Source organism: Arthrobacter sp. NPDC080031 (genome assembly GCF_040702485.1).
Classification (GTDB): Bacteria; Actinomycetota; Actinomycetes; order Actinomycetales; family Micrococcaceae; genus Arthrobacter.
In genome coordinates, this window is sequence record NZ_JBFBLA010000011.1 from 90806 (window position 1) to 114900 (window position 24095).

Genomic DNA, 24095 nt, shown 5'->3' on the forward strand with positions numbered 1-24095 from the left:
AAAGGTCGCCGGTCTCCGGCGCGCGCTTCGTGCGAATCGGTTCAATATGTGATCCTAGTGGAATCTGTTCCACTGTAGAAGTCGCGCCGACACCCGTGTCAGGGCAGTATGACCTCGCGTGAGGCAAGGTCGGAGAGGGTGGCAGGATCCGGGACAGAAGTGTCGAGGCAGTCCTCCTTGCAGAGCGAGTCGATGAGCGTGTGGGACCCCCTCGCCCGACGGGCCTCGTCCGGCGAGGCGAAGACCACGGCCGCATTCGGATGGTGCCGGCGGTTGAGCAGGACATATCCCAACTGCCCGGGCTGCCCCCGCTGCATGCGCAGCAGGTCCAGGCGCAGCCGGGCGTGGGCCTCGACGGCTGTCACGTCGATGCCCAGCTCCCTCGACAGCCGCTCGTCGAGGCTCCCGCGGGGGTCAGGAGTCCGGTCAGTCATGGTAAGTCGATCCTTCCTGGTCCGATCCTCTCCTGTGCTGCGGGCAGAGTGTTGGCCCGACGGACCACCCGCGCCCGGCGAGCACGGCAGTGATCTCTTCGTCGGTCGTGTGTGCGCTGCGCTCGACGCGCTCCCTGGCACTGCAGGTAAAGTCGTCGCCGATGCACTTGACGAGGGCGTACTCCGGTCCGCGGTCGTGGTCGGCCAGGATGGCTCCCAGCGCGGGCGGCATGTGGTTGGCGCTCATGGCTGCTCTCCCATTTCGTCAGTGATCCGGCGGATTCCCGCCAGGCGGTTGGCGACCGTTTGCTCGAAACCATTGGCGGTTGGCCTGTAGTACTGGGTGCCGAGGGCCCGGTCGGGCAGGTATTGCTGGGCCACGACGCCGTGCTCGTGGTCGTGCGGGTAGAGGTAGCCCTGGCCGTGCCCGAGGCCCTTCGCGCCCGGGTAGTGCGCGTCGCGCAGGTGCACCGGCACGCTCCCGGTCCGGCCGCGCCGGACGTCTTCCAGCGCCTGGTCGATGCCGCGGATGACGGCCGGCGACTTGGGGGCCGTGGCGATTGCGACAGTTGCCTGAGCGAGGTTGAGCCGCGCCTCGGGCATACCGATCAGCTGGACTGCCTGGGCGGCGGCCACTGCGATGCCCAGCACCGAGGGGTCGGCCATGCCGACGTCCTCGGAGGCGTGCACCACCAAGCGCCGTGCGATGAACCTCGGGTCCTCCCCCGCCTCGATCATCCGGGCCAGCCAGTGCAGGGCCGCATCCGGGTCGCTGCCTCTCATGCTCTTGATGAATGCGCTGACGACGTCGTAGTGCTGGTCGCCATCGCGGTCGTAACGCTGCAGCGCAGCGCCGGTGACCTGCTCCAGCACCTCGCGGTCGACGACGCTCTTGCCTGCGGCCTGCGCAGTTGCGACAGCGGTCTCCAGCCGGTTCAGCGCCTGGCGGACGTCGCCGCTGGACAGCCCTGCAATGATCTGCAGCGCGGGGTCGGCGAACCCGATCCCGGTGGCTGAGAGGACCGGGTCCTCCTCTAGGGCACGCGAGAGCAGGTTCACGACCTCGCCGTCCTCCACAGGGCGTAGGACCAGCAGGATTGAGCGCGAGACCAGTGCCGAGTTGACCGAGAAGCTCGGGTTCTCGGTGGTCGCGCCGATGAGCGAGATGACCCCGGCCTCCACGGCGGGCAGGAGGACGTCCTGCTGCGCCTTGGAGAAGCGGTGGATCTCGTCAATGAACACGAGCGGCTGGAGGTCGTCGTCGAGGGCCTTCTGGGCTCCGGCGAGCGTTTTGCGGACATCGGCTACGCCGGCGCTGGTCGCAGAGAGCTCGACGAAGCGGCGGCTGGTCTGGCGGGCGATCACCGAGGCGATGGTGGTCTTGCCGACGCCGGGCGGACCCCAAAGCAGGACAGAGGTCGCACCCTCGCCCTGGGCGAGCAGCTCGAGCGGCGAGCCGGGAAAGACCAGGTGCTCCTGGCCCACGACCTGGTCGAGGGAGGTGGGCCGCATGCGGGCGGCCAGGGGTTGGATGGCACTCATGGTCTACTCCTTCTTTGGTTCGAGGCGGGCGATCTCGGCCTCGACCCGGGCTTCTTCGCTCTGTGCCGCGGGCAGCAGGTTCTGCTGCCCGAAGCGGCGCGGGAACAGTGGCATGGCAGTCCTTTCAATTGACGGTGCTGCGCTCAGGCGGAGACGGCGTCCTCCCGCTCCTTGTGCCGGGCGAGCACCCGGTAGACGGTGCGGTCGGTGACCTCGGCCATGTCGGCGATGGTCCGGGGGTCGATCCCCCTGCCGGCCATCGCGACGATGAGGGTGTCGCGTTCCTGCTTTTGCGCCTGGGCGGCGCTACGGTGTGCCACCGGTGAAGTCTTGATAAGGCGGTCGCGTTCGGCGGTGCTGAGTCCGCCCCAGATGCCGAAGCGCTCGTCGGCGCTCAACGCGTAATCCAGGCACTGTGCGCGCACCCCGCACTGGGCACAGACCTTCTTGGCGTCGGTGGTGTTGCCGCCCTTCTCCGGGAAGAACGCGTCGGGGTCTGTTTCTGCGCACAGGGCATCCCTGCGCCACTTCTCGTCGGGGTCCTCGCCGCTCATGACGGTGCGGCCGGGAGGCGGGTGTTCTGCTGTGCGTGCACCGTGGCTCCTCCTAGAAGTTGTCGTGCGTGTGTCGGTACTTCGTTCTCGGGGTGTGCGGGCACAGAGCCCCGGAGGATCCCATTCCTCCGGGGCTCTGTGCGCGAGGCTTCCGTCCTGTACTCCGGGGCGGCTGCGCCGCGCGCTGCTCCCGCTGTTCCTTTTAGTCACTGAAAAGGTGCGCGAAGTGTTCGTCGCTGAGGTCAATCTCGACACGCTGGCCCCCACGAGAGATCGTGAAGACGCAGCCCTCGTCAGCACTGGGCTGCCATGGTCCGCGCTGGAAGACCTCCCGCCAGACCTTGCTAGCGGCCTCAGCGGGCGATGCAGCATCCTGGTCGATCGTCCATCCGACGAGGTACTCCTCGCTGCCGGTGCCCTCAAACGGGTCGAGCTGATCCCGGGGGAAGACCTGGTCGAGCGCACGCTCGAAGTCTTCCCGGGTGGTGTCGCCGCCGGACACAGCTCCGCGGACGACGTCGGCAAGGCTGTCAATGCGCAGGCTCATGGGGTTGCTCCCTGGGTTTTGGTTCGGGTGGGGTCTGCTGCGACCAGCGCGGCGATGAGCTCGAGGTCGTCTCCGCTGTCGGGGTCGATGAGGGTCCCGGCGGATCCGATGTCGGCCAGCGGCTGCTCGTGCGTCTTGCCTGCCGTGTCCCGGTAGACGAGCGTCACGCCGGACAGGTCCACGGCCGTGGTGCTTACCGGGGAGGACCCGGAGGCCTCGAACGCCGGCCGGATCGCCTCGATGAGCGCGATGAGGTGCTGTACCTCTGCTTTCCGTTCGAGCAGCGCCTTGCGCTGGAGTGCGCGCTGCTCGAACCGGGCCAGGTGCGCGTCGCAGCAGGTGTCGGTCTTGTCGGGCTCGTCCTTGGGATAGGACAGCAGGTAGTGGTCCGTCTCGACGGATTTGTCGACGAGCGTGTCGAGCAGGATGTCGGCCTGCCGGGCGGTGATGCTGAGGCCGAGGCGCTGCTGCGCCGCTGCCATCAGGACGCCGCCTTCCGGTCCTCCGGGACGATGCCCTTGGTGCACAGCCGGACGAGGGCGGTGAGCATGTCCTGGCGGTGCCCGCCCCAGTGGACAGTGCGGCCGGAGGCCAGCTTGACGACGATCACGGGTGCCTGGGCGTATCCGAGGTCTTCGGTGATGTGGCGGTGGTTTTCATCGCCCTGCTCGATGTCGATTTTGGTGTACTGCATCGCGGGCTGCTGCCGATCGAACAGGCTCTTGGCCTTGTCGCAGTTGGGGCACTCCGCCGGCCCGTAGATGGTGATTTTCGGCGCGGTGTGGGCGGTCCGGGGCAGGTCGCCGATCGTGGTGGGGGTCATGGGACTTGGTTTCCTTCTCTCCCCTGCTGGGGTCGTTGTGGTGTGGAGGCCCTGGCTCTCAGACGTCGGGCTCCAGGTCGAACAGTCCGGGCTGGGCCACACGCTCGCGCAGCTGCCGGGCGGGTTCCTCGCCGAGTCCACCCATGGCCTCGATCTGGAAGTACAGCTCGGCGAGCTCCCGCTCGCTCAGGCGGTGGCCGAGCACTTCGGGGGCAGCGAGGTCGGTGTACGAGGCGCTGTAGCCCAGCTCCCAGTCGGACTCGGTCTGCTGCTCGGCTGTAAAGGCTACGAGGATGCCGTGGTCGGGCACGAGCGCGCCGACGAGCAGGTCCGCCAGCTGGTCCGGTGTCGGGCTCCACGGCTGCGCCTGCTGGAGGACTGCGCGGACATTGGTCCGCAGCACCGAGTCGGCGTACAGCCCGGGCTTCCCGCACGGGCAGGTGCCCGCGAGGGGGCCGCGATGGATGGGCACCCAGAGCCCGTGGTCGTGCTCGAGGTGCTGGTCGGCGTCGTGCCGGGCGATGGCTGCTGGTGTCGACATGACCGTGCTGTGCTGCCAGCTGCACCCGATGCACGCCATGCCGTCTGCGCGCTGCTGGCCGTAGACGTAGACCTCGTGCTTGCCGGGGTGCTTGGCGCGCTTGCCGTCCGGCGTCGCGTCGACCCACCAGTCGGGCAGGGGCGCGTTCACGGCTCCACGTCCTTGGCTGTGCTGTGCATCTCGGCGAGATGGGCGATGGTGCGCCGGCGGAGCCCGTCGTAAAGCGCCCAGAAGGCGTCGTCGCGCGCGGCGAGCTCGTGTATCCAGCTGTTGATCTGTCCGTCCGGGAGCGCTGCGATCTCCGCCGCCTGCTCCGGATCGAGTCCGTGGGCCTCCGGGGCCTCCCGCAGCTCGGCGCGCAGTGACTCTGCGTCGAGCGCGATTCCGGTTGCGGGCCCTCGGTTGTTGTCGGTCATGGGTGGTCTCCTCGGTGTCGCTGCTGGTCGCGGATCGCCTGTCGCTCCCGCTCGCGGCGGGTGCCCTTGCGGGGCTTGGGGGTGTGCCGCTGCGTCGCACTGGACTTGCGGAGTTCCCGCATCCAGTGCGCCTGTTCGGGATTCGCCGACGGCCGGAAGCCCTCGGTGGAGTAGTGCTGCCTGCGCTTTCGGCTCATGGGTTCTTCTCCTCCGCCACGCGGGCGATGTGGCGGGCGCAGCCAGCCGCCCACGTGCGGGCATCGGCGGTCTGCGCGGCGGCCACCGCCTTCGCGGCGCGGTCGGCGTCGATGGGCAGCCGATGCCGGATGAGCAGCGCCAGGGTGACGTCGAGCATCACGGTGCGCTCGTGGTCGCTCAGCTCCGTCGGCTCGGAGTGCTCGTGCACCCCACGGCGTTCGTGCAGGGCACGGTACGCCCGCGAATCGAGCAGGGTCTGCTCGATCTCAGGGACGAGCTCTTCTGCGGTGGTCGTGGTGGTCTGGGGCGTCATGCGGTTCTTTCCGCCGGGCCGCTTGGCCCGGGATCGAGGAGCCCCGTCGCGCCGCCGTCCCACAGGGACCCGGCCGCGGCGAGGCTGCGGTCGTGTGGTCTGGGTCAGTCCTTCGAGCCGTCGCGGAACTGGAGGTACTCCCGCAGGGTCGGCGCGTCCGCGCCGGGAAGCGAGATCCGGTCGAGGGCTCCGTACAGGTCCTCGTCTCCGATCAGCTCGCCCTCGTGGGCGACGACGGCTTGCTCCAGGCGGACCAGCAGGACCTTCATCTCCTCGGCGCGCTCCTCGTCGGCGGTCCGCAGGCGCTTGATGTCGATGAGGCGCTTCTCGCAGAGGCTCTTGAGGTAGAGCGCGCCCTTGCGCCACTCGAGGAACTCGATCAGCTGTGTGCTGTGATCCGGCGGGGACAGCCGCCAGATCTCGGCGTCGTCCTGGCGGAATGAGAGCTGCTGGTCGATGCTTGAGGCGGTGGTCTTCAGCCAGTGCTCGGTTTGGTTGAGGCCGGCCGGCGTGGTGGTGACCTCGGCCCAGACTGCGTCATCGCGCAGGCAGCTGCGCATCACGGCGTCGAGCGGGTCCTGCAGGCGTGGAGGTGCGGGGCGGGCGGTGGTCGTCATGGTCATGGCGGATGTCCTCGTCGGTCGTGTCGTTGATGGTCTGCGGAGCGTCGGCCCCGACAGCGCGCCCGTGGCGCTGGTTGTGGAATTAGGTCTCAGTTCCTGGTGCCGAAGCGCAGGTCGGGCCAGATGGGCTCGACCGAGACGCCCAGCAGCTGGATACGGGGGTCGCGGTCCTTGGCGCGTTTCCAGGCGCGGCGAACGGCTGCGGCCTTGTTCCGGGCCTTCTTCTGGTCGTCGAACGGCCCAATCAGGCGCGAGTAGGTCTGGGGGCTGGCGGACTTCAGGCTCTTGGCCTGCATCATCACCACGACGCCGTAGCCGTTGGCCTCCTCGGCCACCAGGTCCTCCCAGGAATCGTAGGTGCGTTCGGTCTGCGTGCTGTACGCCTTCATGGCGAGACCTCCTGGTCGTCGTGACGGATGTCGATGGGCCACTCCCAGAGCGGCATCCCGTCCTCGCCGGTCTCGGCCGAGAACTCGAGGCGGCCCTCCGGCTGGTCTATGTGTGCGCCGAAGTCCGACCAGCCCGCAGGCGGGAGCCGGTAGATGGGCTGCTCAGCCATGGGACTCGCTCCTTCTCGTTGTGGTGTCGTGGCAATGAGGGGGGACCGGGCCGGGACCCGACCCCCGACATCACTGCCCCGGCACCCGGGTCGGCCCTGCCGACCCCGACGCTGTGCCCTCCCGTGACCAGCACCCGCAGGGTGCCGGTCACCGGTCGGTCATGAACCAGCTGCGATGCGTTCCGTCCCGGTCATCCTGGTCTCAGCCATGGGGCTGTTCTCCTGCGTTTCCGGGTTGGGTCTGCCGACGTTCGGCGGCCCAGGGGAGGCGGGAGTCCTGGTCAGCGGAGCACCAGAGCCCGCCAAGCGAGGCGCTGCGGTGGGTGTGGGGCAGGTGGTCCTCCCGGTCTCCGCACAGCCCGACGGGCAGACCGGCCGGGTCTCCAGTCAGCTCGGCGAAGCGCAGGCGGTACTCGAGCTCGGCAGCATCCGGGCTCCAGGCCTGGATCTCGATCCCGAAGGGCTGACCTGGAACCTCCCAGTCCCCCGCCGGCTCGCCCAGCAGCGCCGCGCGCTCGTCGAGCAGGATCCGCGAGTCGGCGTGCTTCACCTCGGCGGGCATGGCGGGGTCGATGCTGAACTTCTGGGCGATGGCGACCATGACGCCGTCCTCGACGGCCCGGTACTCCGGCATGTGAAGCTTCAGCGGGCGGACCATGTCGCCCACGTATGCCTCTGTCGCGTCGTGCAGCAACGCCCAGAGCGCATGCTCCGGGGCGACGATTCGCGAGAGGAGTACGCAGTGCTCGGCGACGGACATGAACCGGCGGACGTGGCCGTTGTAGCGGCACTGCATGGACAGCGCGTGTGCGATGTCGGCGATGTCCACGTCCTCGGGCCGCGGGTCCAGCGGGTAGAACCGGCGACCCGTGTAGGTCTGCATCCAGTTGCCGCGCGGAACTACGGTCGTGGCGGGCCGGGCTCCGGCTGTGGCCATCCCTGCTCCGTGATGGCGAGTGACGCTCCTTGTCCCCCGGGCGGGGTCGAAGCTGGCCGGCAGCTCGCGGTCGAAGAGCTCCTCGAGCAGCGCGACGTCGGGGTCGACGGGTTCGTGCTCTGCGCTCTGGAGCCAGAGCACGCCGTAGCGTTCCCCGGTCTCGCGCAGCCCGACGTCGTGCAGGCCGTCGTCGGTGTTGTCGATCGTGTAGTCCGTGTTCGGCCCGAGGGCCGGTGCGCGCAGCGGCTTCGTTCCGGGCCGCGCCTGCATGGCTTCCCTGGCCTCGGCGGTGAAGCGCACGCGCGCTCCGTCGGGCCAGGCCTGGTGCTTCGGGTCATTCATGGATCAGTCCTCCTCGGGCCGGGTGGCACTGGGGTCGGGGTGGTGCGCCGCGGAGCGCCGGCGTGTGGCTGGCGCTCCGCGGTTCGGAATGGGTTGGTCAGACCCGTTCGGAGACCCACAGGTCGTTGAGGTCGTCCTGGATCTCCTCCTCGAGGGCGACGAGGATCGCCTCCTCGCCGGACACAGCCGAGATGAGGTCGTCCTGGACCTGCTGCTTCTCTGCCAGGACTCCGGGCATCCGCTCGTCCTGAGTGCCCTTGGTGATAATCCGGTGGATCACCACGGGCTTGGTCTGCCCCGTGCGGTAGAGACGGCCGTTGGTCTGCAGGTAGTGCTCGAGCGAGAACGGCAGCGTGTACCAGATCATCGTCGAGCCGCCGTCCTGCAGGTTCAGGCCGTGGCCGGCCGCCGCGGGGTGCAGCAGCATCACCTGGATCTGCTTGGCGTTCCACCGGCGGACCATCTCCCGCGAGCCGTCAAAGACCTGCGCGTCGATGCCCGCCTTCTTGAAGCGCGCCATCAGCTGCTCCAGGTCAGAGCGGAAGTGGTACGCGACCAGCACGGGGTCTCCCCCACTGTTGCGCACCAGGTACTCCGCCATTTCGAGCTTCTTGTCGTGGATAACTTCGTACTGGCCCTTGGTCGCCGGGTCCTCCGGGTCGGCCGTGTAGAGCGTCCCCGAGGCGAACTGCATCAGTTTGCTGGTGAGGACCGCCTGGTTCTCGGCGACGATCGACTCAACGCTCTGGGTGAGCTTGCCGTCCTCGTACTGGTAGGTCTTCACGACGTCGAGCACGAGGTCGCGCCTGAACTCCTTGTAGGCCTGCATGAGGTCCGGCGGGAGGGTGACGTTGGCGTCCTGGATCGTCAGGCCCGGCAGGTTGAGGTTGGTGTTCTGCGCGCTCATCACCAGGTGCCTGATGGCCTCATGGATCTCAGCCTCGGCGTTCGGGGTTGGGATCCACTTCGCCGGGGTGGTGGTGCCAGGCACCATCTTCGGGATGAACCACCGGTTGCGGAACTCCGTGATGGTCCGGCCCAGGGCCTCGCCCTGGTCGAGCAGGGAGATCTGGCTCCACAGGTCGTGCAGCCCGTTCGGGCTCGGCGTGCCGGTCAGCTCGATGAGCCGCGTGATGGCCGGGCGGACCGCTTTCAAGGCCTTGAACCGGGCGCTGCTGTGGGACTTGAAGCCCTGTGACTCGTCGATGATTACCGTCTGAAACGGCCAGATGAGGGTGTCCTGTCCGTTGATGGACTGGATCGGCATCTGGTCGACCAGGCCGTAGCGGCACTGCGCGCAGCCGTCGCCGCCGCAGCTGCGACAGTCGTGGCTCTCGCGCTCCAGCGCACCGCGGGTGACGAGCTCGCTGATCGCCTCCTTGACAGCGGTCTTGGTGGGGACTTTGGTTCCGGACTGCCCGGCAGCCAGCTGCAGGAAGTGTCCGATCAGCTGCTCCTGGGCCATTGGTCCGATCGTCTCGATGAGGCCGCGCAGCCGCACGGCCTCCGGTGAGATCCCGGCGGCGATGGCATCGCCGGTGGGGTCGCCGGTCAGCTGGAGCAGACGCGAACCCTGGGAGGGCTGGGTCAGCAACTCCTGGTTGACGAAGTACATCGTCGGCGGGTCGGAGAAGACTTCCCGAAAGCGTTCCAGTCGCTTCTCCTTGGGCAGCTTCCGGTCGTTCTCGTTGACGATGAGCGACTTGGTTCGGATCGGGAATCCCCATTTGTCGATCTCGTCTAGCCAGGTCGAGCGAGCGATCGCGATCGGTGCGACGACGAGGATGTGGCCCATCGGCCGGACTGTCTGCAGGACGCTGAGGGTCGAAAGCGTCTTCCCGGCTCCGACACCAAGCCAGGCTCCGGCGAAGGGGCGGCTCACGAGGAAGTCGTGGATCTGCTGCTGGTAGGGCTTGAGCACGATGGGCGCGGGTGACGGCTGCGGTGGTGCGATGGTCGTGGTCATGGTGTGCGGCCTCCTCTCGTGGGTTGTCGGTAGTCGGGATCAGGCATGGAATGCCTCGCGGATAAGGGCCAGGCGGACCTCGGCGTCATCGGCCCGGCGTGTCTGGGCGGCGAGCTCTGCCTCCAGCCCGACGATCCTGCGCTGCAGGGCGGTGACACTCGGGTCCTCACCCAGCGCGGTGCGTACGCGCTCAAGCACCGCTTCGGCAGAGGCATCCCCGACGGCCGCATCGGGTATGGGCGTCGCAAACGGCAAATCTTCCTTGGCCTCGGCGGTCATGTCGTCCTCTGCTTCCTGCCCGGGCTCGGGCGCGATCATCAGGTGTCCCCGGCGGCGGGTGGGCCGGGCCGTCGCGGGCTCCGGCTGGTCTTGTTCCGGCGCATCGGGCTGTGCGGGCACGTCGACGGGCACGGTCTGGAAGGCCGGCTCCCCGGCCCCGTCGAACGAGACCTCGATGAGCTGGTCCGCAGGCAGGCCCTCGGGCTGGGCGTCGAACCAGCGGGAGAAGGCGGCTGGGTGCTCCACGAAGGCCACCGCGACGGTCATCTGCCGTTTCCCGCGTGGCCTGCGGTCTGCGGCGGATACTGCATGATCGGCCCTGTGCCCGCCGAGCAGCCGTTTCATGTCGGCACGGGCGTTCTGCGCCGTGCGGTTGGGTGAGGTCATGTTGCGCGGCACCGAGACGGATCCGCCGGCATTGTTGCGCAGGATGGCGTGGCCCCGGGACGAGACACGCCCAACGCAGCCGGCCCGCATTGCTTCGAGCACGAGCTCCGTGGCCTCGCGATCGAAGGTGCCCAGGTCGGCCCGGGTGAGCTGGCGGAAGGCCGAGGTGGCCTGGCCGTTGCCCTTGGTGACGCGGCCGCTCATCGGGCGGCCTCCGGGGTTCCGGCGTCACCGCGGGCGATCACCGTCCGGGTGCTTTCCGCGGCCAGGAGGTTGAACACCACGGCAGCCGCGTGGTCCTCATCGTCTTCGCCGCACATCCACTGCATGAGGTGGCGGAAGGCGCTGGCGCGGAACTCCTCCATCTCTGCGGCAGTGCTGGCCTGCTCCCAGTCGCGCGAGTCGTACTTGCGCGCTCCACGCTCCACGAGCGCGGCCGTCCTTGTGAGCAGCTGGTCCTGGTAGGGCACCTGAAGCGGTACGAGCAGGTCGAAGCGGGGCTGGCCTGTCTTCACCTCGCGCTGCATGCCGGAGGCGGTGACCCTGCGTGATCCCGAGTCTTTCGTTTCGTAGTCGCGGGCGGCTGTCTCCGGGCCCGCGGCCGTGGCTGTTGCGGTCATGATGCTGCTTTCTGCTGGCTCTCGATCCGGCGGTAACCGAGCACGTGGGTGATGAAGGCGTCGACGGCCTGCTCGTCATCCACGACGTGGATCTCGGCACCGAAACGGCGCATCTTGGCGTACATGACGCGCTGGCGCTTCTCGAGGTCTCCGCCGGGTCGCTTGACCTCGACGAAGACCGTGCCGGTGGGCGTGAGGACGATTCGGTCGGGGACGCCCCCGCGGGCCGGGGACACGAACTTCAGGCAGAACAGACCGTGCCGGCGGCACTGCCTGAGCAGGTACTGCTCGACGGCCTTCTCCCGCTGGTTCTTCTTCCTCGGCATGGGGCCTCAGTCCTCGTCGGTCCCGGCAGCGTCGGAGGCGTCGCCGTCAAGGAAGTGCCCGAAGCCGACGATGTCCTCGTCGTCGATGTAGGCAGCGATGGCGTCCGGGTCGTAGACGAAGCTCGGGTCGTCAGGGTCGACTACGACCCAGCGCTTGGCCGCATTGCCGTAGTTGGAGAAGCCGTCGATGTCGGCGACGGTCACCAGGCCCTGGTGGGCGAGCTCCTTGAGCCGGGTGCGGATGTCGGAGTCCGAGGAGCGCGGCACCTCGCCGAGGCTGGTGACGACGCGGTCGTGGTAAGCGGCGATGAGCTCGTCGTGGGTGAGCGGGCCCTTCTCGCGGACGATGTCGAGCACGATGGGACGGACGCGGGATGCGCCGAGCGCGGCCTTCACGGCGGCGGCGTAGGAGGTCTCCGGGTCAGTGGAGCGGACAGGGAGTGTTGACTGGGACATGATGGCCTCTCGTGGTCGTGTCGTGTCGAGTCTGAATTACCTTTCGTACTCAATTATGACTCGAAGTGAATGATCTGTGCGGAACCATTCGCAATGGTGCACAGAGTTGAACAAGGGGGCCGCGGCGTGCGCGGCCCCCTTGTGCGGGCTGTGGTCGATCGGCTCAGGCGGCCTCGTTCATCCAGTTCTTGGTGAACGTCTCCTCGAGCATCCGGACGTAGGTGTCCAGGTCCAGCGAGGCGATGAGCCGCTCGATCCGGTCGGCCGGCAGCTGCTGCAGGTCGTCGTTGACGACGACCATCGACCAGGTTGGGTCGATGGCGTTAATGCGCCGCACCACGACGTCCTGGTCGTCCGGGAGCACGGCGAGCCCGTCCGACATGCTGGCCTCGGCGCGGGAGCGGGCCCAGCCGTGATGGCGCAGCACCTCCAGCGCGACCGGGTCGCGCTTGGTCCGGCCGATGTCCTCCTCGCGGCGCTTGGCCTGGCTGGCCGCGGTGACCTTCCAGGCACCGGCGTTGAGCAGGCTCCGGGCGTTCTCAGTGCCCTCGCGGACGATGAACACCCGGTTGACCATCTGCAGCACCTGCGGGTCGCGGACGTTGGTCACGTGACCCTGCTCGCTGTACTTCACACCCACGGCGGGGTCGATGGGTGCAGCCGAGAAGGGGTAGGTGATCGAGCCGCGGGAGGCCGCGATGACGTTCTGGAACAACAGGAGCGACCGGATCGGGTCGTCCTCCAAGACCGCCTCTTCGATCACCTTCCGGCCCAGCATCAGGTCGAAGGGCTCCGCGATCGCCGACTCTCCCCTGCTCGCCACCGTCTGCAGGTAGCGGGCCAGGGCGAAGTCGATCACGGCCGGGTGGGCCAGCGACTTCGTCGGAGTCGGGCCCGCGTGGCAGGCCAGCGTGCCGCCACCGGCGGCGATGATCGGACTGTCTGCCACGGACCGCCCCGGCTCCGGGGCCTCCAGCTCCAGGCGGTTGTTCGAGTCCTTGCTGATGAGGAACATCAGCTCAGGTTCGATGTCGACGCCGATGGCCTCCTGCTGCTCGGCCAGCACCCGGTTGTTGGTCGCTTCGTCGAATCCGTTCTCGCCGCCGACGACCGAGTAGAGGCCGTCGGTGTTGGTGGAGATGATCCGCGCCCCGGCCAGGGTCTGGGCCTGTCCGATCCGCCAGCTGAACAGCTGACCAAGGATGCGCATCGAGATGATGCGGTTGTTCATCCGGATCGGCGTCCGGTGACTTGCGTCGCCTGCGCCCGAGGCCGAGTTGAGGATCAGCTTCGTGCCGTTGCGCAGCACGCCGAGCCCGGCGATCTGAACCTTCAGCCGCGCAGCTTCAGGGCTGTCGCCCGGAAGCTGCGCCAGCTGCTTCTTCAGCCCCTTGATCTCCTGGCCGTAGCGCTCTTTGTCGAAGAAGATCTTCGCGTAGCGGTCCTCACCCAGCTCGGGGTTCCAGAACGCCCGCATGTTGCGCAGCAGGTTCGGGTAGTAGCTGGTGAAGTCCTCGTGGATCACCAGGCCAGCCGAGGTGCGTGCGAACTTCGGGTGCAGCTTGTCGGAGCCGTCTTCCTTGGCGATGAACAGCTCCGGCTTCTTCTTGGCCGGCTCATCGCGGTAGGTGGCATTGGAGGCCGTGCTGTTGGCGAGTACCACCTTGCCTTCCAGGACACCGCCGTCGGGCAGGACGACGTTCAGCGCCTCTGCCTCGGGCCGCTGGGTGGTCAACAGGTCCGCCGGGTCAGGCACCTGGGCCTGGGCGCGGGCGAGCTGCCCGGCCTGGTCAGGGTCGTCCTTCTTCGGCTTGCGGTACTTGACCTTCTCCGGGTCCGAACCCAGCAGGACCAGCCGCTTGTCGACGAAGGTGCCGTCGGGCAGGCGGAGCATGGCGTGCTGACGCTTGGCCTCGGCCACGAAGTCCTTTGCGTCCGGGAAGGCCTGCGCTGCCCGGATGAGCATCATGGTCTGATCGTTGTGCTCGACCTTCTCGGCGTTGAACACCGACAGGTCGGCTTCGGCCCCATGGATGCCGCCGGTGGAGAACGTGGCGAAGCAGGACGACGGCGAGGCGTCCGCCCGGAAATACGGCACGTTGTTCGGGGTCTTGGGCACATCGCGCAGAGACCGGGCCGGAAGGCTGAACTTGTCGCGGTACTCCCCGGAGTCGTTGAAGTTCTGCCCCTCGATCGAGCGGTAGTACGCCACGACTTGCAGGAACTGCCGGTGGGCCTCGCGCTGGGCTGCAGTCACTTCGGAGTGGGTGGCCGGGTCGGGCGCGACGTTCTCCTCGAAGAAGCGCACGCACTCGTCGAGCACGTTGACCGGCTCGATCCCGCGTTCTTTAGCGACCTCGGGGTGCGGATATACGAAGGACACCGCCTCGATGTCATCCAGTGAGGCGTAGGGTGCGAGGATGCGGCCCACGAACTTTGCCGATGAGGAGTCGACCGCCAGCCGGTCCTTGCGCACCGCACCGTTCTTGGTGAACACCGTTTCGGTGAACTGGGCGAGCAGAGCGGCCTTGAGATCGAAGTTGCTCGCGTACGCCGGATGCCGGAACATCTGGGCCAGACCAAGGCAGTCCGAGACGTTGTAGGCCAGCAGCTCATAGAGATCCTCTACCGCCTCGATGCTCGTGTCATGGCTGAGCTTCTCGGATTCCTTGATCTGGCGGCCGAGCATCCCGAGCAGGCGCTTGAGGCTGACCTTGGACTGCAGTTCGTTCAGCCGGGCCACGTCCAGGTGCCGGCCCGAGTGAAGCATGGCGCGGCGGATCTTCGCAGCCGCCCCGTCCCAGCCGAGGTAGCCAGGCATGTACTCGATGTGCTGGGACGAGAAGAGCTGGTCGTTGTGGTCGCGCAGAGTACGGGCCGTGGTCGGCTGAAACGGCCGACCGCTGCCCGGGGCCGGAAACGCCTCGTTGAGGTAGAGCGCGACCATGGTCGTGTCATAGTTCATTGAGTTGTAGCCAGCAAGGAACGGATGCAGTGCCGGGTCGTACTCGGGGTCTGTGTCGCAGACCGGACGCAGCGCCGCGGGGTATCCGCCTGGGTCGGAGTGGTTGCACACCTGGTCGGCGTTCGAGAGGCCCATCAGTTCGGCGAGCCGGAGGCCGCCCCGTTCGCCGACGAGGTTCCAAAGCTGGACGCTGACCGCGGGCAGCCCCGGGTTGGAGCGGATCACGGTGTCGTAGAGGGCCTGGGGGTCGACGGAGGCGACCAGCGCCGGGTCGTCGGCCAGGAAGAAGATCTCCAGGTCGTGGACGGCGCGGCCCGGCCGAGGGGTGTAGGCGCACAGCGTGAAGACGTTCGACAGCGATTCGATGTCGTAGAACGTGAAGAGCGCGGTCTCAGCTGTGACGGGGGTGCGCTGGGTGGTCATGGGTCTGGCCTTTCGGTCGTCACCGGCCGTCACGGCCGGGGTATGCAGTTATCTGGTCGGGGTGCCGGGCGCTGCCGCGGATGGCCTTAGGCGGCGCTTCTTCCTTGTGACGGGCGCGGGGACCGGCCGGGCACCGCGGGCCCATCGACCTCCCACCAGGGAGTAGCCGAAGTGCTCACGCTGGACGGTGCAGTAGGCGCATTCCTTTCCGGGTGAGACTCCCTCTCCTGCACATCCGTCTTTCCAGTTCGGTTCGTTCGGGTGCGGCTGCGTCATGTCCTGTTTTCCGTTCTTGTCTTCAGTCGATCGGGTTGTGTGGAGAGCGGCGGCGCGGGGCGTCCATCCGGCTGGAGGCCTCAGCCACGAGCCGCCGCTTCTCCTCCGGGTCGGCACTGATCTGCGAGCGGACGATCAGGTTGGTGATCCGCTGTTCGCGGGCGACATCGGCCAGCGCGGTGCTCGCCCTGCCTTGTTGCTTGGCGAGGTCGGTCACCGCCCGGGCGAGCTCGGTGATGGCCCTGGCGATTGTGGGCATGGTCGGATCAGTCCTCTCCTGTGGTGTCCTCGTCGTCGGCGTCCACCTGGGCGGCGGGACCGGTGTGCCGGAGCAGGCCGCGGTAGTTGGCCTGAAGGACCGGCTGCGACTTCTTTTTCGGGTCCGAGCCGCTGTAGTGCGGGTTCATCCACTTCTTCAGCTCGTACTCGGCGATGGTCGTCTCGGGGGTGGCCATCATCTGGCCGGGGCGGATCTTCTTGTTCTTGTCCGGGTAGTGCCACAGCGGGTCAGGCCGCACGATCGCAACCAGGTCCGTGATGAACTGCTTGTTGCTCACCGGCGACCCCGAGGGCGAGACGTCTGCGAACCAGGCCTTGTAGAGGTCATAGGTGAAGGTGAAAGGCACCAGGTCCCACACCAGCCGCTCGCGGAACTCTTCCCAGAAGGCGCGCACCGGGTCGTTGGCCTCCTTGTACTCGGCCAGGACGTCCTTGGTCGCCACCGGCTCGGAGAGCTGGTAGTAGTTGCCCGGGTCGGCTGCGCCGGCGCGGTTGAGCACGTACCAGAGGGCGTACTCCAGGACCTCGCGGCGCTGGAGGTAGTCGTCCTTGATGTACTTGCGCTCCGTGCCGGTGAAGCTCTTGTTGAACGGTACGAACAGCTGCCGGCGGTAGAAGCTTTCGGACTTGTCCTTCACGCGCGGGAACTCGTTGAGGCATTGGACCATGAAGCCGAAGAACTGGTAGGCGATCGGCATCCGGTACTTCCGGTTGATCTGGATGACGTCGTTGGTGACGATCGCCTTCAGGTTGGCCGCTTTGTCGATGAAGGTGCCCACGTCGTTCTCGTCGACGATGATCGCGTTGGCGCGCACGAGCGGCTCGAGCGCGAAGTCCTTGCCGAAGTCGCTCAGCGGGATCGAGGTGTGCGAGCGTGGCCCGCACAGGTTGCGCATGAGCGAGCACAGCGTGCCCTTGCCGTTGTTGCCCTGTTCTGAATAGAACCAGGCAGTCTTGCCCCAGCTGACGTGCGGCCGGATGATCGCGCCGATGACCTCCCAGAGCAGCTCGGGGATACCCTCCTCGTCGGAGAGCTCGCGGATCCAGGACTCGATGTCCCAGACCGAGCCGTCGACAGGGTGGACGATCACCGGGTTGTCCGGGTCTTCGACGTAGTCGATGTGGCACTTGGCCAGGAACACCAGTGCCGGGTCGAAGGGTACGAGCGACTTGGGTTCGAAGTGGAAGGCCTTGCCGCCCTCATGGATGTCCCGGGCCTCGCGGCCGTAGTGGAACACGCCGTTGTTCACGGCGATGAGGTCTCTGTGGCTGCACTGGTGCCGGCGCGGGCTGTCCTCGCGGAGTACTGCCAGGACCTCGGCGAATTCCTTGAGTGTCAGCTGCGTGTTGTAAGGGCGTGCCGTGGTGCGGATGTCGTCCTCGCTGGTGGTGTACGTGCCGCGGCCCGGGCCGGTGGCCTGGTACATCGCCAGCAGGTCGTACTCGCGGTCAGTGTCCTTGGCGCTGGGGGCGATGCGGATCACGTGGTGCAGGCTCAACAGGATTTGCGCCACTTGCCAGTAGGTCAGGTGCCGGGCCAGGGGCAGCTTCTCGGCAGCCACCTTGGTCTTGCTGTTCTCGGCCTTGGAGACGCCGTTCACGATCGCGAGCAGCTGCTTCTCGAGCAGGCGCGGTGCCGGCGGGTCCGACGGGTCGATCAGCTGGAGGTAGACCTCGGTCGCGCGCGTGACTATTTCGTTTTGCGGGGCGATGTCGCCGCCGTCGGCGAAGTACGTCATGACCTCGGTGAAGGCGTCGGCGACAGGGTTGGTCGAGGGGGTGTCGAAGTCCTCGTCGAAGACGGGCGTTGGGTCGTCAGGAGTCGTCATGCTGCTGTCTTTCTCGATCGCGTCGAGTACCTGCCGGCAATGAGTGGGAAGCCGATTGGTCTCGTAATCGAATAGGAACGTGCTCACGACTCTATGCCATCCGAATGGTCTTTCGCAACGAGTCGACTGATGGCCGACTCACGGTCCGACAGAGGTCCCGGGTGGGGCTCGGAGGGGTCGCGCGCGAGACCCGGAGGCCACGGCGACACGACGAGAGCGTGCGGCCTGGAATGAGAAACAGCGGTTTCGGGGGCGTATGCCCCACGGAGCCGCTGGCTTCTCGTGCTCGAGCACTCCCCCGCGGGCGGCGTGAGCCGCCCAACCCCCTGGTCGGGGTTCGGGGAGTTCTTCCGACCGGCCGGCCGGGAACCTCCAGAGCTGGGATCCGGCTGCAGCAGCGAGCCGGTATACCCCCTGTGGGTATCGGAAGGTGTACCACTTGACGTGGTACACCTGTTTCCCCTGGTCAGTCGGGGATTTCAGGACTTCTCCAAACGGGGTGTACCACATGGAGATTTGCACGTGGTACAGGCGTTGGCCCTGGTCAGACGGGCTCTATATACCCCCTGTACCACTTGTACCACTAAATAAAGACTAGATATACGCGCATGGGGATAAGAGCTCTTACTGGCTGTATGACCGATCGGAGGCGTCCTTCGCGCACATATGTAAACGCTCGGAATCTGGTGGTACTCGTGGTACACCTGCCGAAAACGCTGATCTACCAAGGCGAAACGGCGTACCACGTCCGCTCGGGCACGTGGTACAGACTCCCTCGGCCGCGGTCGCCTGACCCGCCGCTTGAGCAGGCCAGCACTGGGATCGGGAGGTGTACCACGACACGTGGTACGCCTCGGCGCTGCGTCCTCCCGTGCAGCGGAACATCAGGCCCTGACGGCCCTGACGGGAGCGATCGCGATGGGTCCGGCGTCCTGGTCGACCGGGCTTCCGAGTGATACCGAGTGATTCCGAGACAGACCTTCGAATAGTCGCCGGAATGGGATGCCAACTGCATTGCACATGATGAATCGACACTGATAGAGTGGGCATTGGTGTTAGGGCCAGGAACCGTCACCAGGCGTTGTTGTCACAGGAACGTGAAAACAGAAAGGCCGGAGAAGCATCCCCGTGGGAAGGGAGCTCTCCGGCCTTTCTGCGCGTTCACGCTGGTGCGAGGCCCAGGGTGCGCCGACCGCCTAGAAGGCGGCCGCGCTGCGGCCTCTCCGGTATCCCACATTGGGGGACTCGGGTATGTGGGCACGGACCCGATGGCCGTCCTCGACGGCGTACAGGATCTCGTAGGTGATGGAGACGTTGCGGTTGCAGGGCATCACACCCTGCCTCCGGCGCATCTCGAGCTTGCGGAAGCCAGCGACGGACTCGGCGCGTTCGAAGAAGCGGGCGAGCATCTCGCGGGCGCGTTCGTGCGCCTGCTCGGCCGTGCGGCCGCTGGTGCTCATGGTGAAGAAGTGCATGGACCCTCGATCGAAGGTCGGCCTCTCACCGGTGTCGAAGTCGCGGGCGAACCGCGCACGGCGCACTTCGCTGCCGCTGGGGCGCAGGAGCCGGCCCTGCGCGTCATACGCGCACTTGTTGACGACTGCCATGGTGGATCCACCTCCTCTCAGGTCTGGCTGACGAAAATCCTTCAGCCAATCCCCCGGTGACCGGATCACCCCGGTCACCCGAGAGCAGGCCCTCCGGAGCGACCGTCGGCCCACGGCCGAAAGGTCGCCCGGAGGGCACCAGCGTCAGTCCTGCACATTGAGCCCGGCCGCTATGCGGCCTGTGGCTCGCTTTCCCTGCCTTCTTCCCCGCCGCCTTCCCTGTCGTCCTGTGCAGGCCCGGGCGCGGGTGCCGCCATGCGGTACACCGCCAGGGCGCACCCGAGGAACGCCGCGGTCATCAGCAGCGCTGAGACGGGGTTCGCCAGTGCGCCCAGCAGCTGGGCGGGGACAAGGACGGCCGCGAGGTTGAAGGCCAGGTGGAGCAGCACGCACGGCCACAGGACGCGGGTGCGTTCGTAGACCAGCGCCAGCAGCACCGCCAGGGGCAGCGTGGCAGCAAACTGGACGACGTTGGCGTGCAGCAGGCTGAAGCCCGCGGCGGTGACGAGCACGGCCGCGACGATGCCGACCCTGCGCCGCAGCAGCGGGTAGAGCAGGCCGCGGAAAAGCATCTCCTCGGCCACCGGCGCTGCCACCAGTGCGAGCAGGAGGGCCACGACGGGACCGGCGTCTGTCCTGGCTCGGGTCGATTCATCGAATCCCGCCGAGCCGCCCAGGGTATAGAGCCACAGGGCCAGGGACTGGCCGGCGAAGAACGCCAGAGCCAGGCACCCAAGCACCGTTCGGGTAAAGCGCGGTGTTCCTGACATCGGTCGGACCGTTGGCGTGTTGGCGAACCACCGGGGCCGGAAGAGCCTGGCAGCGCCGACGAGCAGCGCCACCAGGCCTCCGAGCACCGCCGTACCCAGGACGGGCTCGCCGACCACGGAAACTACGGCAAGGCCAAGTCCCAGGTAGGCGGCGAGCACGCCGAGGGGCACGAGGACACACCACGCGATGGAGACGAGCCGGGACTTGATGGGTGGAGCGGGCATCCCCGCCTCCTTTTCGTGGTCAGACAGACGCGGGGATCTGCTCTTCGATGACGGCCTGGACGCGGGTCTCGCCGCGGAAGGTGTTCAGCTGCAGCTTCGCGATGAAACGCAGCGTTCCGACCTCGGTGCGGCTGGCCGACCTCGTCAGAGCCGAAATCTCCGGCTCCTTCTCCTCGGCGACGTTCCACCACAGGCAGGACAGCCCGGACCTGGTGACCAGCCGCAGGTGCTTCTTGCACAGGCGGCACACGCGGTAGCCGCGGGCGTTGGTCATCAGGTTGGCGTCGGTGCGCTCATGGCCGCAGTCAGTATCGGAACCGATCCGGTCCACCCGCAGCCCGAGGGGCTCGACAGCGATTTCGACCACCGGCTCGACGAAGCCGTGGCCGAAGGGCCGAAGCGCTTCCACACGCCGGACGAAGCCGACCAGAGGCTCCAGGTCGTCCAGGCCAGCATCGCAGTCCCGGTCCGGGCCCAGGACCAGGTCGGCCCGGCGCTCATCCTGGACGACAGCCAGCAGGGCAACCTGCGTGGCCTCCCGCAGTGCTTCGACCAGACCGTCGAGCAGTTCCGCCCGGTCGACCTTGACGCCGCAGGCCTGCTGGTGGCCGATGGCGCGCATGCCGTCCTGGTGCTCGAGCGTGTCGATGATGCCGAACCACGACGGTGCCCGGCCGGAGCCTCCGACGTAGTCATCCGGCCCGGCGGGACGGTTGAGCACGACGACCGGGTGGCCGTGGCGCTCCATCAGCCGGTTGGCGAGCAGACCGTACATGCCCGGGTAGGCCTCGGAGAAGTAGACCCAGGGGGCCAGCGGCTGATCACCCTCCTCGAGCTCCTGGGTGTGGACCTCGACAAGCTCCTTGCGGCTCTCGTTGGTCGCGATGACCTGGTGTGCCGCCTCGAGCATCAAGTCCTGGTCAGGCGCGGTGAACACGCCGAAGCACGGTGCGAGCGGGTCGCCCGTGCGGCGCGGGGAGTTCATCGCCGGCGCGAGGTAGAACCCGTAGAAGCCCTCGTCGATGCTGTCGATGTCGCGGACCTTGCCTGCCTGGCCGAAAGCCTTCAGCAGGACCGCGAAGCCCTCGAAGGCTCGGACGAAGGCCGGGTGGTGCGGGTCGACGCGCAGCAGCTGCATCAGCGTCGACTGCCCGACGTCGATCGCCTCGGGGTCCGGGTCGAAGCCCCAGGGGGTCGGGACCGTGCGCGGCGCGGGCGCGTACAGCAGCCGTGCGATGGACAGCGAGTCGCGCACCAGCTGCCGGTTCTCGTACAGCACCGGCATGACGTCGGAGACGGTGCCCAGGCCGGCGAACAGGCGCAGCAGGCGGATCTCCCAGAGCTTCTCCGGCCGGTGGACGCGGGCATAGGCCTCGAACACCTGATAGAGCACGTGCGCGCCGCAGATGCCGGTGTTGGCGTAGGTCTCGTCCATCCGACAGGGGTCGACGGTGACGTCGGCGCTCGAACCGGGTTCGAGCTCCTCGTGGTGGTCGGTGACCAGGGTCTTCCATCCCAGAGCCCGGGCGGCGGCGATCCCGCGGTGGGAGTTCACTCCCCCGTCGCAGGTCAGCAGGACCTTGGTGTCCGGCCACGTCGCGGCGATCTCTGCGATGTCCTCGGGCGTGAGGTCGTGGCCGCGGCGGTAGTCGGGCACGTGCAGCTCGACGTCGAAGCCGAGCTCTGACAGTCCGGCGTAGCCGAGCACACCGGAGGAGATCCCGTCCATGTCGAAGTCAGGGGCGATGGTGACCTTCTGGCCGGCGGCCCGGGCGTCTTCCAGGGCCTCGACCATCTCGGCCAGGCCCAGGAGCTCGTCGTGTTCAGCTGATTCGATCTCGCGGAGGTACTCGTCGGTCCAGCCGCGGCGCTGGCACATCAGGGCGAACAGGTCGACGCCGTCGTCCGTCAGTGGATGGTCGTCGACGGTCTGGAGAATGGTCATGGTGGGGGGCCTCTCGATCGTGTCGAATGGTCGATTTACAGGGGTGGGGAAAGGCACGCACTGGCAGTGTGATTTTAGCAGTGCCGCGGGTTTATTATGCTGGTATAGCAGCGTTTTCGGCCTATGATGAAGGCATTCGAAAGATCTGTCGTTCTGGCGTGCCCAAAGACTTCTCTAAGGTGGTTCGGATCGTCTACCATTCAAGACATGGCTATTCGAAATATTGTGGAGTCGGACATCAGTGGCAAGCCGGATGCTGCCACAGTCACCTTCGGACTGGGCGACACCTGGTTCGAGATAGACCTGACCGACGAAGAGCGCAAAGAGCTTGAGAAGAATCTCAAGGAATACATCAGTAAGGGTCGAAAGGCCACTAAGAAGGGCGAGAAGAAGCGACTCGTGCCCGAGACGACGCCCGAGGAACGCGAGGAGATCCGTAAGTGGGCGCGCGAGAACGGTCATGAAGTGCCCGAGTTCGGTCGCATTCCGAAAGCTGTCATGAAGGCCCACGATGAGGCACACGGCATCGAGCGGACTCTCTAGCCCACCCTTTCCGCAGTCTTTCGGGCCATACCGGAGAGATTTCCGGCCACCTATTCGAATCAAGGATCAACAGCCCTGCAGCACCAGCTGCAGGGCTGTTGTCATGTCCGGGGTGTGCACTTGTCAGAACGGAGGCAGGCGCGGGTGGATGATGTCTTCGACCTCGATGCTTGCAGCCAGGGCGCGGGAGCGGGCGTGCACGGTGCCATGTGAGAAGTGCCCTGGCGTTCCGGGCATCAGCTGCTGCTGGCCGGTGCGTTGATCGCACTTGCTGCAAAGGTCCAGGAAGGCGGCGACACGGACCTGCGCTCCCCCGGCGCGGATGGCGACGAGGGCATCGACCATCCGTTGGTTCCGGGTGAAGCCCGCCGCCTTGGGCTCAGCGCTCCAGTCGCCCGGGAACTCAATTACTTCGAAGCCTGCAGCCCGCCACAGCCGCTCGGCCATGGCGTCAGCACCCTTGGGACAGTGCCCTGAGAGGAGCACGGGTCGGGCGACCGCAGACGGTCCCCAGGCTCTCCAGGCCTCGTTCAAAGCCGCCTTCATGGCCTCCGCGGCGTCCCAGGTCCGGGAACCGGTCACGAGCAGGGCATGGCTGAATCCACTGGTCATCGCGATGCCTCCCGGCTGGTCATCTTGGTTATCGGCATAGATCCTGCTGAGGCCGCCGGGGTGGCAGTCCGGATTGTGATACTCGTCTGTCGCTGCATCATTCGCGTCCTCTTTCGCCGCAATGTTTTCCGGAATGATTCCCGGTGTTCCTTCTCAGTCGGCAGGTCACTACGCGGCAGCTGCCGACGCCTGGGCACTGTTGACCCTGGCAACGCCGCGTTCGTAATGGATTGCCACCCGGACCTTCCGGTCCTCGCTGAGCGGTGCGACGTGAAGGGTGTATCCACCGTCCATGTCGCGCTCGAGGTAGGCGACGCAGACCGTGCCGCTCTCTTCATCGTCGAAGTCGACCTTGCCAAAGCTCTCCGCCGGAGTCGCCGCAGTGACTCGCTCTCCGTAGGGGATCCACGGCTTGGCCTCGCACCCGGCTCCGGTGTCGTAGGGCGAGAGCTGCGGCTGTGGCCGGCGTGCGGACCTGGATGCCTTCCGGGCGTGTGTCATGACGATGCCTCTTCTGTTTCTCGGGATGCAGGTGTCGGGCATCGAGTGCAGGTCCCGCCAGGGGTCCGCGGAGACTCGATGTACGGTCCAGCTCCCGTGCCAGCTCCGCTGGCCTGACGGCCCACTGGTGAACCGTGTCGGGAACTGCTCCGACTGGGCCGCGCAGCGGGCCGGCCGACGGGTCGTCCTCCTCGGACAAACCTGGTGCGCAGCGCCAGGTGATCCACCGCCTGGCTGCACCCTTTGCCGCGTCGTCC

At 67.1% G+C, this 24095-nt stretch carries 29 protein-coding genes; 1 reads left to right on the forward strand and 28 read right to left on the reverse strand.

From position 1 onward, the window contains the following. Window positions 1-98 precede the first annotated feature (98 nt). The 26 genes from AB0323_RS11165 to AB0323_RS11290 all read right to left on the reverse strand — a co-directional run bounded on the left by AB0323_RS11165 (window position 99) and on the right by AB0323_RS11290 (window position 22182). The gene (locus AB0323_RS11165; RefSeq protein WP_366177375.1) at window positions 99-434 is read right to left on the reverse strand and encodes a hypothetical protein; all 336 of its coding nucleotides are present in this window, start codon (window positions 432-434) and stop codon (window positions 99-101) included. Beyond that, window positions 427-681 (reverse strand): hypothetical protein, encoded by a 255-nt coding sequence (locus tag AB0323_RS11170; RefSeq protein ID WP_366177376.1) that lies wholly within the window; start codon window positions 679-681, stop codon window positions 427-429. The genes AB0323_RS11165 and AB0323_RS11170 overlap by 8 nt, the downstream gene beginning before the upstream one ends. After that, the gene (locus AB0323_RS11175) at window positions 678-1976 is read right to left on the reverse strand and encodes a replication-associated recombination protein A (RefSeq protein WP_366177377.1); all 1299 of its coding nucleotides are present in this window, start codon (window positions 1974-1976) and stop codon (window positions 678-680) included. Before AB0323_RS11175 ends, AB0323_RS11170 begins: the two co-directional genes overlap by 4 nt. Before the next feature lie 143 nt (window positions 1977-2119). Continuing rightward, the gene (locus tag AB0323_RS11180; RefSeq protein ID WP_142133561.1) at window positions 2120-2530 is read right to left on the reverse strand and encodes a WhiB family transcriptional regulator; all 411 of its coding nucleotides are present in this window, start codon (window positions 2528-2530) and stop codon (window positions 2120-2122) included. Window positions 2531-2732: 202 nt separating this feature from the next. Beyond that, entirely contained in the window at window positions 2733-3077 is a 345-nt protein-coding gene (locus AB0323_RS11185) for a hypothetical protein (RefSeq protein ID WP_366177378.1), read from the reverse strand. After that, on the reverse strand, window positions 3074-3559 hold the full coding sequence (locus AB0323_RS11190; protein WP_366177379.1) for a hypothetical protein: 486 nt from the start codon (window positions 3557-3559) through the stop codon (window positions 3074-3076). The genes AB0323_RS11185 and AB0323_RS11190 overlap by 4 nt, the downstream gene beginning before the upstream one ends. Beyond that, complete coding sequence (locus AB0323_RS11195) at window positions 3559-3900, reverse strand: glutaredoxin family protein (protein ID WP_056387525.1); 342 nt, start codon at window positions 3898-3900, stop codon at window positions 3559-3561. Before AB0323_RS11195 ends, AB0323_RS11190 begins: the two co-directional genes overlap by 1 nt. A 58-nt stretch (window positions 3901-3958) precedes the next feature. Further along, window positions 3959-4591 carry a hypothetical protein gene (locus AB0323_RS11200; RefSeq protein WP_366177380.1) on the reverse strand — a complete coding sequence of 211 codons (633 nt, stop codon included), beginning with the start codon at window positions 4589-4591 and terminating at the stop codon, window positions 3959-3961. Beyond that, the gene (locus AB0323_RS11205; RefSeq protein ID WP_277798881.1) at window positions 4588-4857 is read right to left on the reverse strand and encodes a hypothetical protein; all 270 of its coding nucleotides are present in this window, start codon (window positions 4855-4857) and stop codon (window positions 4588-4590) included. Before AB0323_RS11205 ends, AB0323_RS11200 begins: the two co-directional genes overlap by 4 nt. Next, window positions 4854-5054, reverse strand: a complete 201-nt coding sequence (locus AB0323_RS11210) for a hypothetical protein (RefSeq protein ID WP_056387535.1) — start codon at window positions 5052-5054, stop codon at window positions 4854-4856. The genes AB0323_RS11205 and AB0323_RS11210 overlap by 4 nt, the downstream gene beginning before the upstream one ends. Further along, entirely contained in the window at window positions 5051-5431 is a 381-nt protein-coding gene (locus tag AB0323_RS11215; RefSeq protein WP_366177381.1) for a hypothetical protein, read from the reverse strand. The genes AB0323_RS11210 and AB0323_RS11215 overlap by 4 nt, the downstream gene beginning before the upstream one ends. Window positions 5432-5472: 41 nt before the next feature. After that, on the reverse strand, window positions 5473-5991 hold the full coding sequence (locus AB0323_RS11220) for a hypothetical protein (RefSeq protein ID WP_366177382.1): 519 nt from the start codon (window positions 5989-5991) through the stop codon (window positions 5473-5475). A gap of 89 nt (window positions 5992-6080) precedes the next feature. Beyond that, window positions 6081-6380: a hypothetical protein gene (locus tag AB0323_RS11225; protein WP_056387543.1), complete on the reverse strand. Its 300-nt coding sequence runs from the start codon at window positions 6378-6380 to the stop codon at window positions 6081-6083. Continuing rightward, window positions 6377-6550, reverse strand: coding sequence for a hypothetical protein (locus tag AB0323_RS11230; RefSeq protein WP_366177383.1), 174 nt, complete (start codon window positions 6548-6550; stop codon window positions 6377-6379). Before AB0323_RS11230 ends, AB0323_RS11225 begins: the two co-directional genes overlap by 4 nt. A gap of 202 nt (window positions 6551-6752) precedes the next feature. Next, window positions 6753-7829, reverse strand: coding sequence for a hypothetical protein (locus tag AB0323_RS11235; RefSeq protein ID WP_366177384.1), 1077 nt, complete (start codon window positions 7827-7829; stop codon window positions 6753-6755). A gap of 97 nt (window positions 7830-7926) precedes the next feature. Continuing rightward, the gene (locus tag AB0323_RS11240; protein WP_366177385.1) at window positions 7927-9795 is read right to left on the reverse strand and encodes a DEAD/DEAH box helicase; all 1869 of its coding nucleotides are present in this window, start codon (window positions 9793-9795) and stop codon (window positions 7927-7929) included. A gap of 39 nt (window positions 9796-9834) precedes the next feature. Then, window positions 9835-10665 (reverse strand): hypothetical protein, encoded by an 831-nt coding sequence (locus AB0323_RS11245; RefSeq protein WP_366177386.1) that lies wholly within the window; start codon window positions 10663-10665, stop codon window positions 9835-9837. After that, the gene (locus AB0323_RS11250; protein WP_366177387.1) at window positions 10662-11081 is read right to left on the reverse strand and encodes a dATP/dGTP diphosphohydrolase domain-containing protein; all 420 of its coding nucleotides are present in this window, start codon (window positions 11079-11081) and stop codon (window positions 10662-10664) included. Before AB0323_RS11250 ends, AB0323_RS11245 begins: the two co-directional genes overlap by 4 nt. Then, entirely contained in the window at window positions 11078-11407 is a 330-nt protein-coding gene (locus tag AB0323_RS11255; RefSeq protein WP_366177388.1) for a VRR-NUC domain-containing protein, read from the reverse strand. The genes AB0323_RS11250 and AB0323_RS11255 overlap by 4 nt, the downstream gene beginning before the upstream one ends. 6 nt (window positions 11408-11413) lie before the next feature. Then, the gene (locus AB0323_RS11260; protein WP_366177389.1) at window positions 11414-11863 is read right to left on the reverse strand and encodes a hypothetical protein; all 450 of its coding nucleotides are present in this window, start codon (window positions 11861-11863) and stop codon (window positions 11414-11416) included. 163 nt (window positions 11864-12026) lie between these two features. Next, window positions 12027-15251, reverse strand: coding sequence for a hypothetical protein (locus AB0323_RS11265; protein WP_366177390.1), 3225 nt, complete (start codon window positions 15249-15251; stop codon window positions 12027-12029). Between the two features lie 298 nt (window positions 15252-15549). After that, complete coding sequence (locus AB0323_RS11270) at window positions 15550-15786, reverse strand: hypothetical protein (RefSeq protein ID WP_056387559.1); 237 nt, start codon at window positions 15784-15786, stop codon at window positions 15550-15552. Between the two features lie 7 nt (window positions 15787-15793). Beyond that, a complete protein-coding gene (locus AB0323_RS11275) occupies window positions 15794-17722 on the reverse strand; it encodes a phage/plasmid primase, P4 family (RefSeq protein ID WP_366177391.1) in 1929 nt (642 codons plus the stop codon). Between the two features lie 1109 nt (window positions 17723-18831). Then, on the reverse strand, window positions 18832-19242 hold the full coding sequence (locus tag AB0323_RS11280; RefSeq protein ID WP_366177392.1) for a hypothetical protein: 411 nt from the start codon (window positions 19240-19242) through the stop codon (window positions 18832-18834). Window positions 19243-19412: 170 nt separating this feature from the next. Continuing rightward, the gene (locus tag AB0323_RS11285; RefSeq protein ID WP_366177393.1) at window positions 19413-20237 is read right to left on the reverse strand and encodes a type II CAAX endopeptidase family protein; all 825 of its coding nucleotides are present in this window, start codon (window positions 20235-20237) and stop codon (window positions 19413-19415) included. 19 nt (window positions 20238-20256) lie between these two features. After that, window positions 20257-22182 (reverse strand): DHH family phosphoesterase, encoded by a 1926-nt coding sequence (locus AB0323_RS11290; protein ID WP_366177394.1) that lies wholly within the window; start codon window positions 22180-22182, stop codon window positions 20257-20259. A gap of 207 nt (window positions 22183-22389) precedes the next feature. Here AB0323_RS11290 and AB0323_RS11295 point away from each other — a divergent pair, with 207 nt between their 5' ends. After that, on the forward strand, window positions 22390-22725 hold the full coding sequence (locus AB0323_RS11295; protein ID WP_056387574.1) for an Lsr2 family protein: 336 nt from the start codon (window positions 22390-22392) through the stop codon (window positions 22723-22725). Window positions 22726-22848: 123 nt separating this feature from the next. On the opposite strand, the gene AB0323_RS11300 is transcribed toward AB0323_RS11295, so the two are convergent. Both AB0323_RS11300 and AB0323_RS11305 read right to left on the reverse strand, forming a co-directional pair. Then, entirely contained in the window at window positions 22849-23337 is a 489-nt protein-coding gene (locus AB0323_RS11300; protein WP_366177395.1) for an SLOG family protein, read from the reverse strand. A 168-nt stretch (window positions 23338-23505) separates the two neighbouring features. Next, on the reverse strand, window positions 23506-23838 hold the full coding sequence (locus tag AB0323_RS11305) for a hypothetical protein (protein WP_366177396.1): 333 nt from the start codon (window positions 23836-23838) through the stop codon (window positions 23506-23508). Window positions 23839-24095 lie beyond the last annotated feature (257 nt).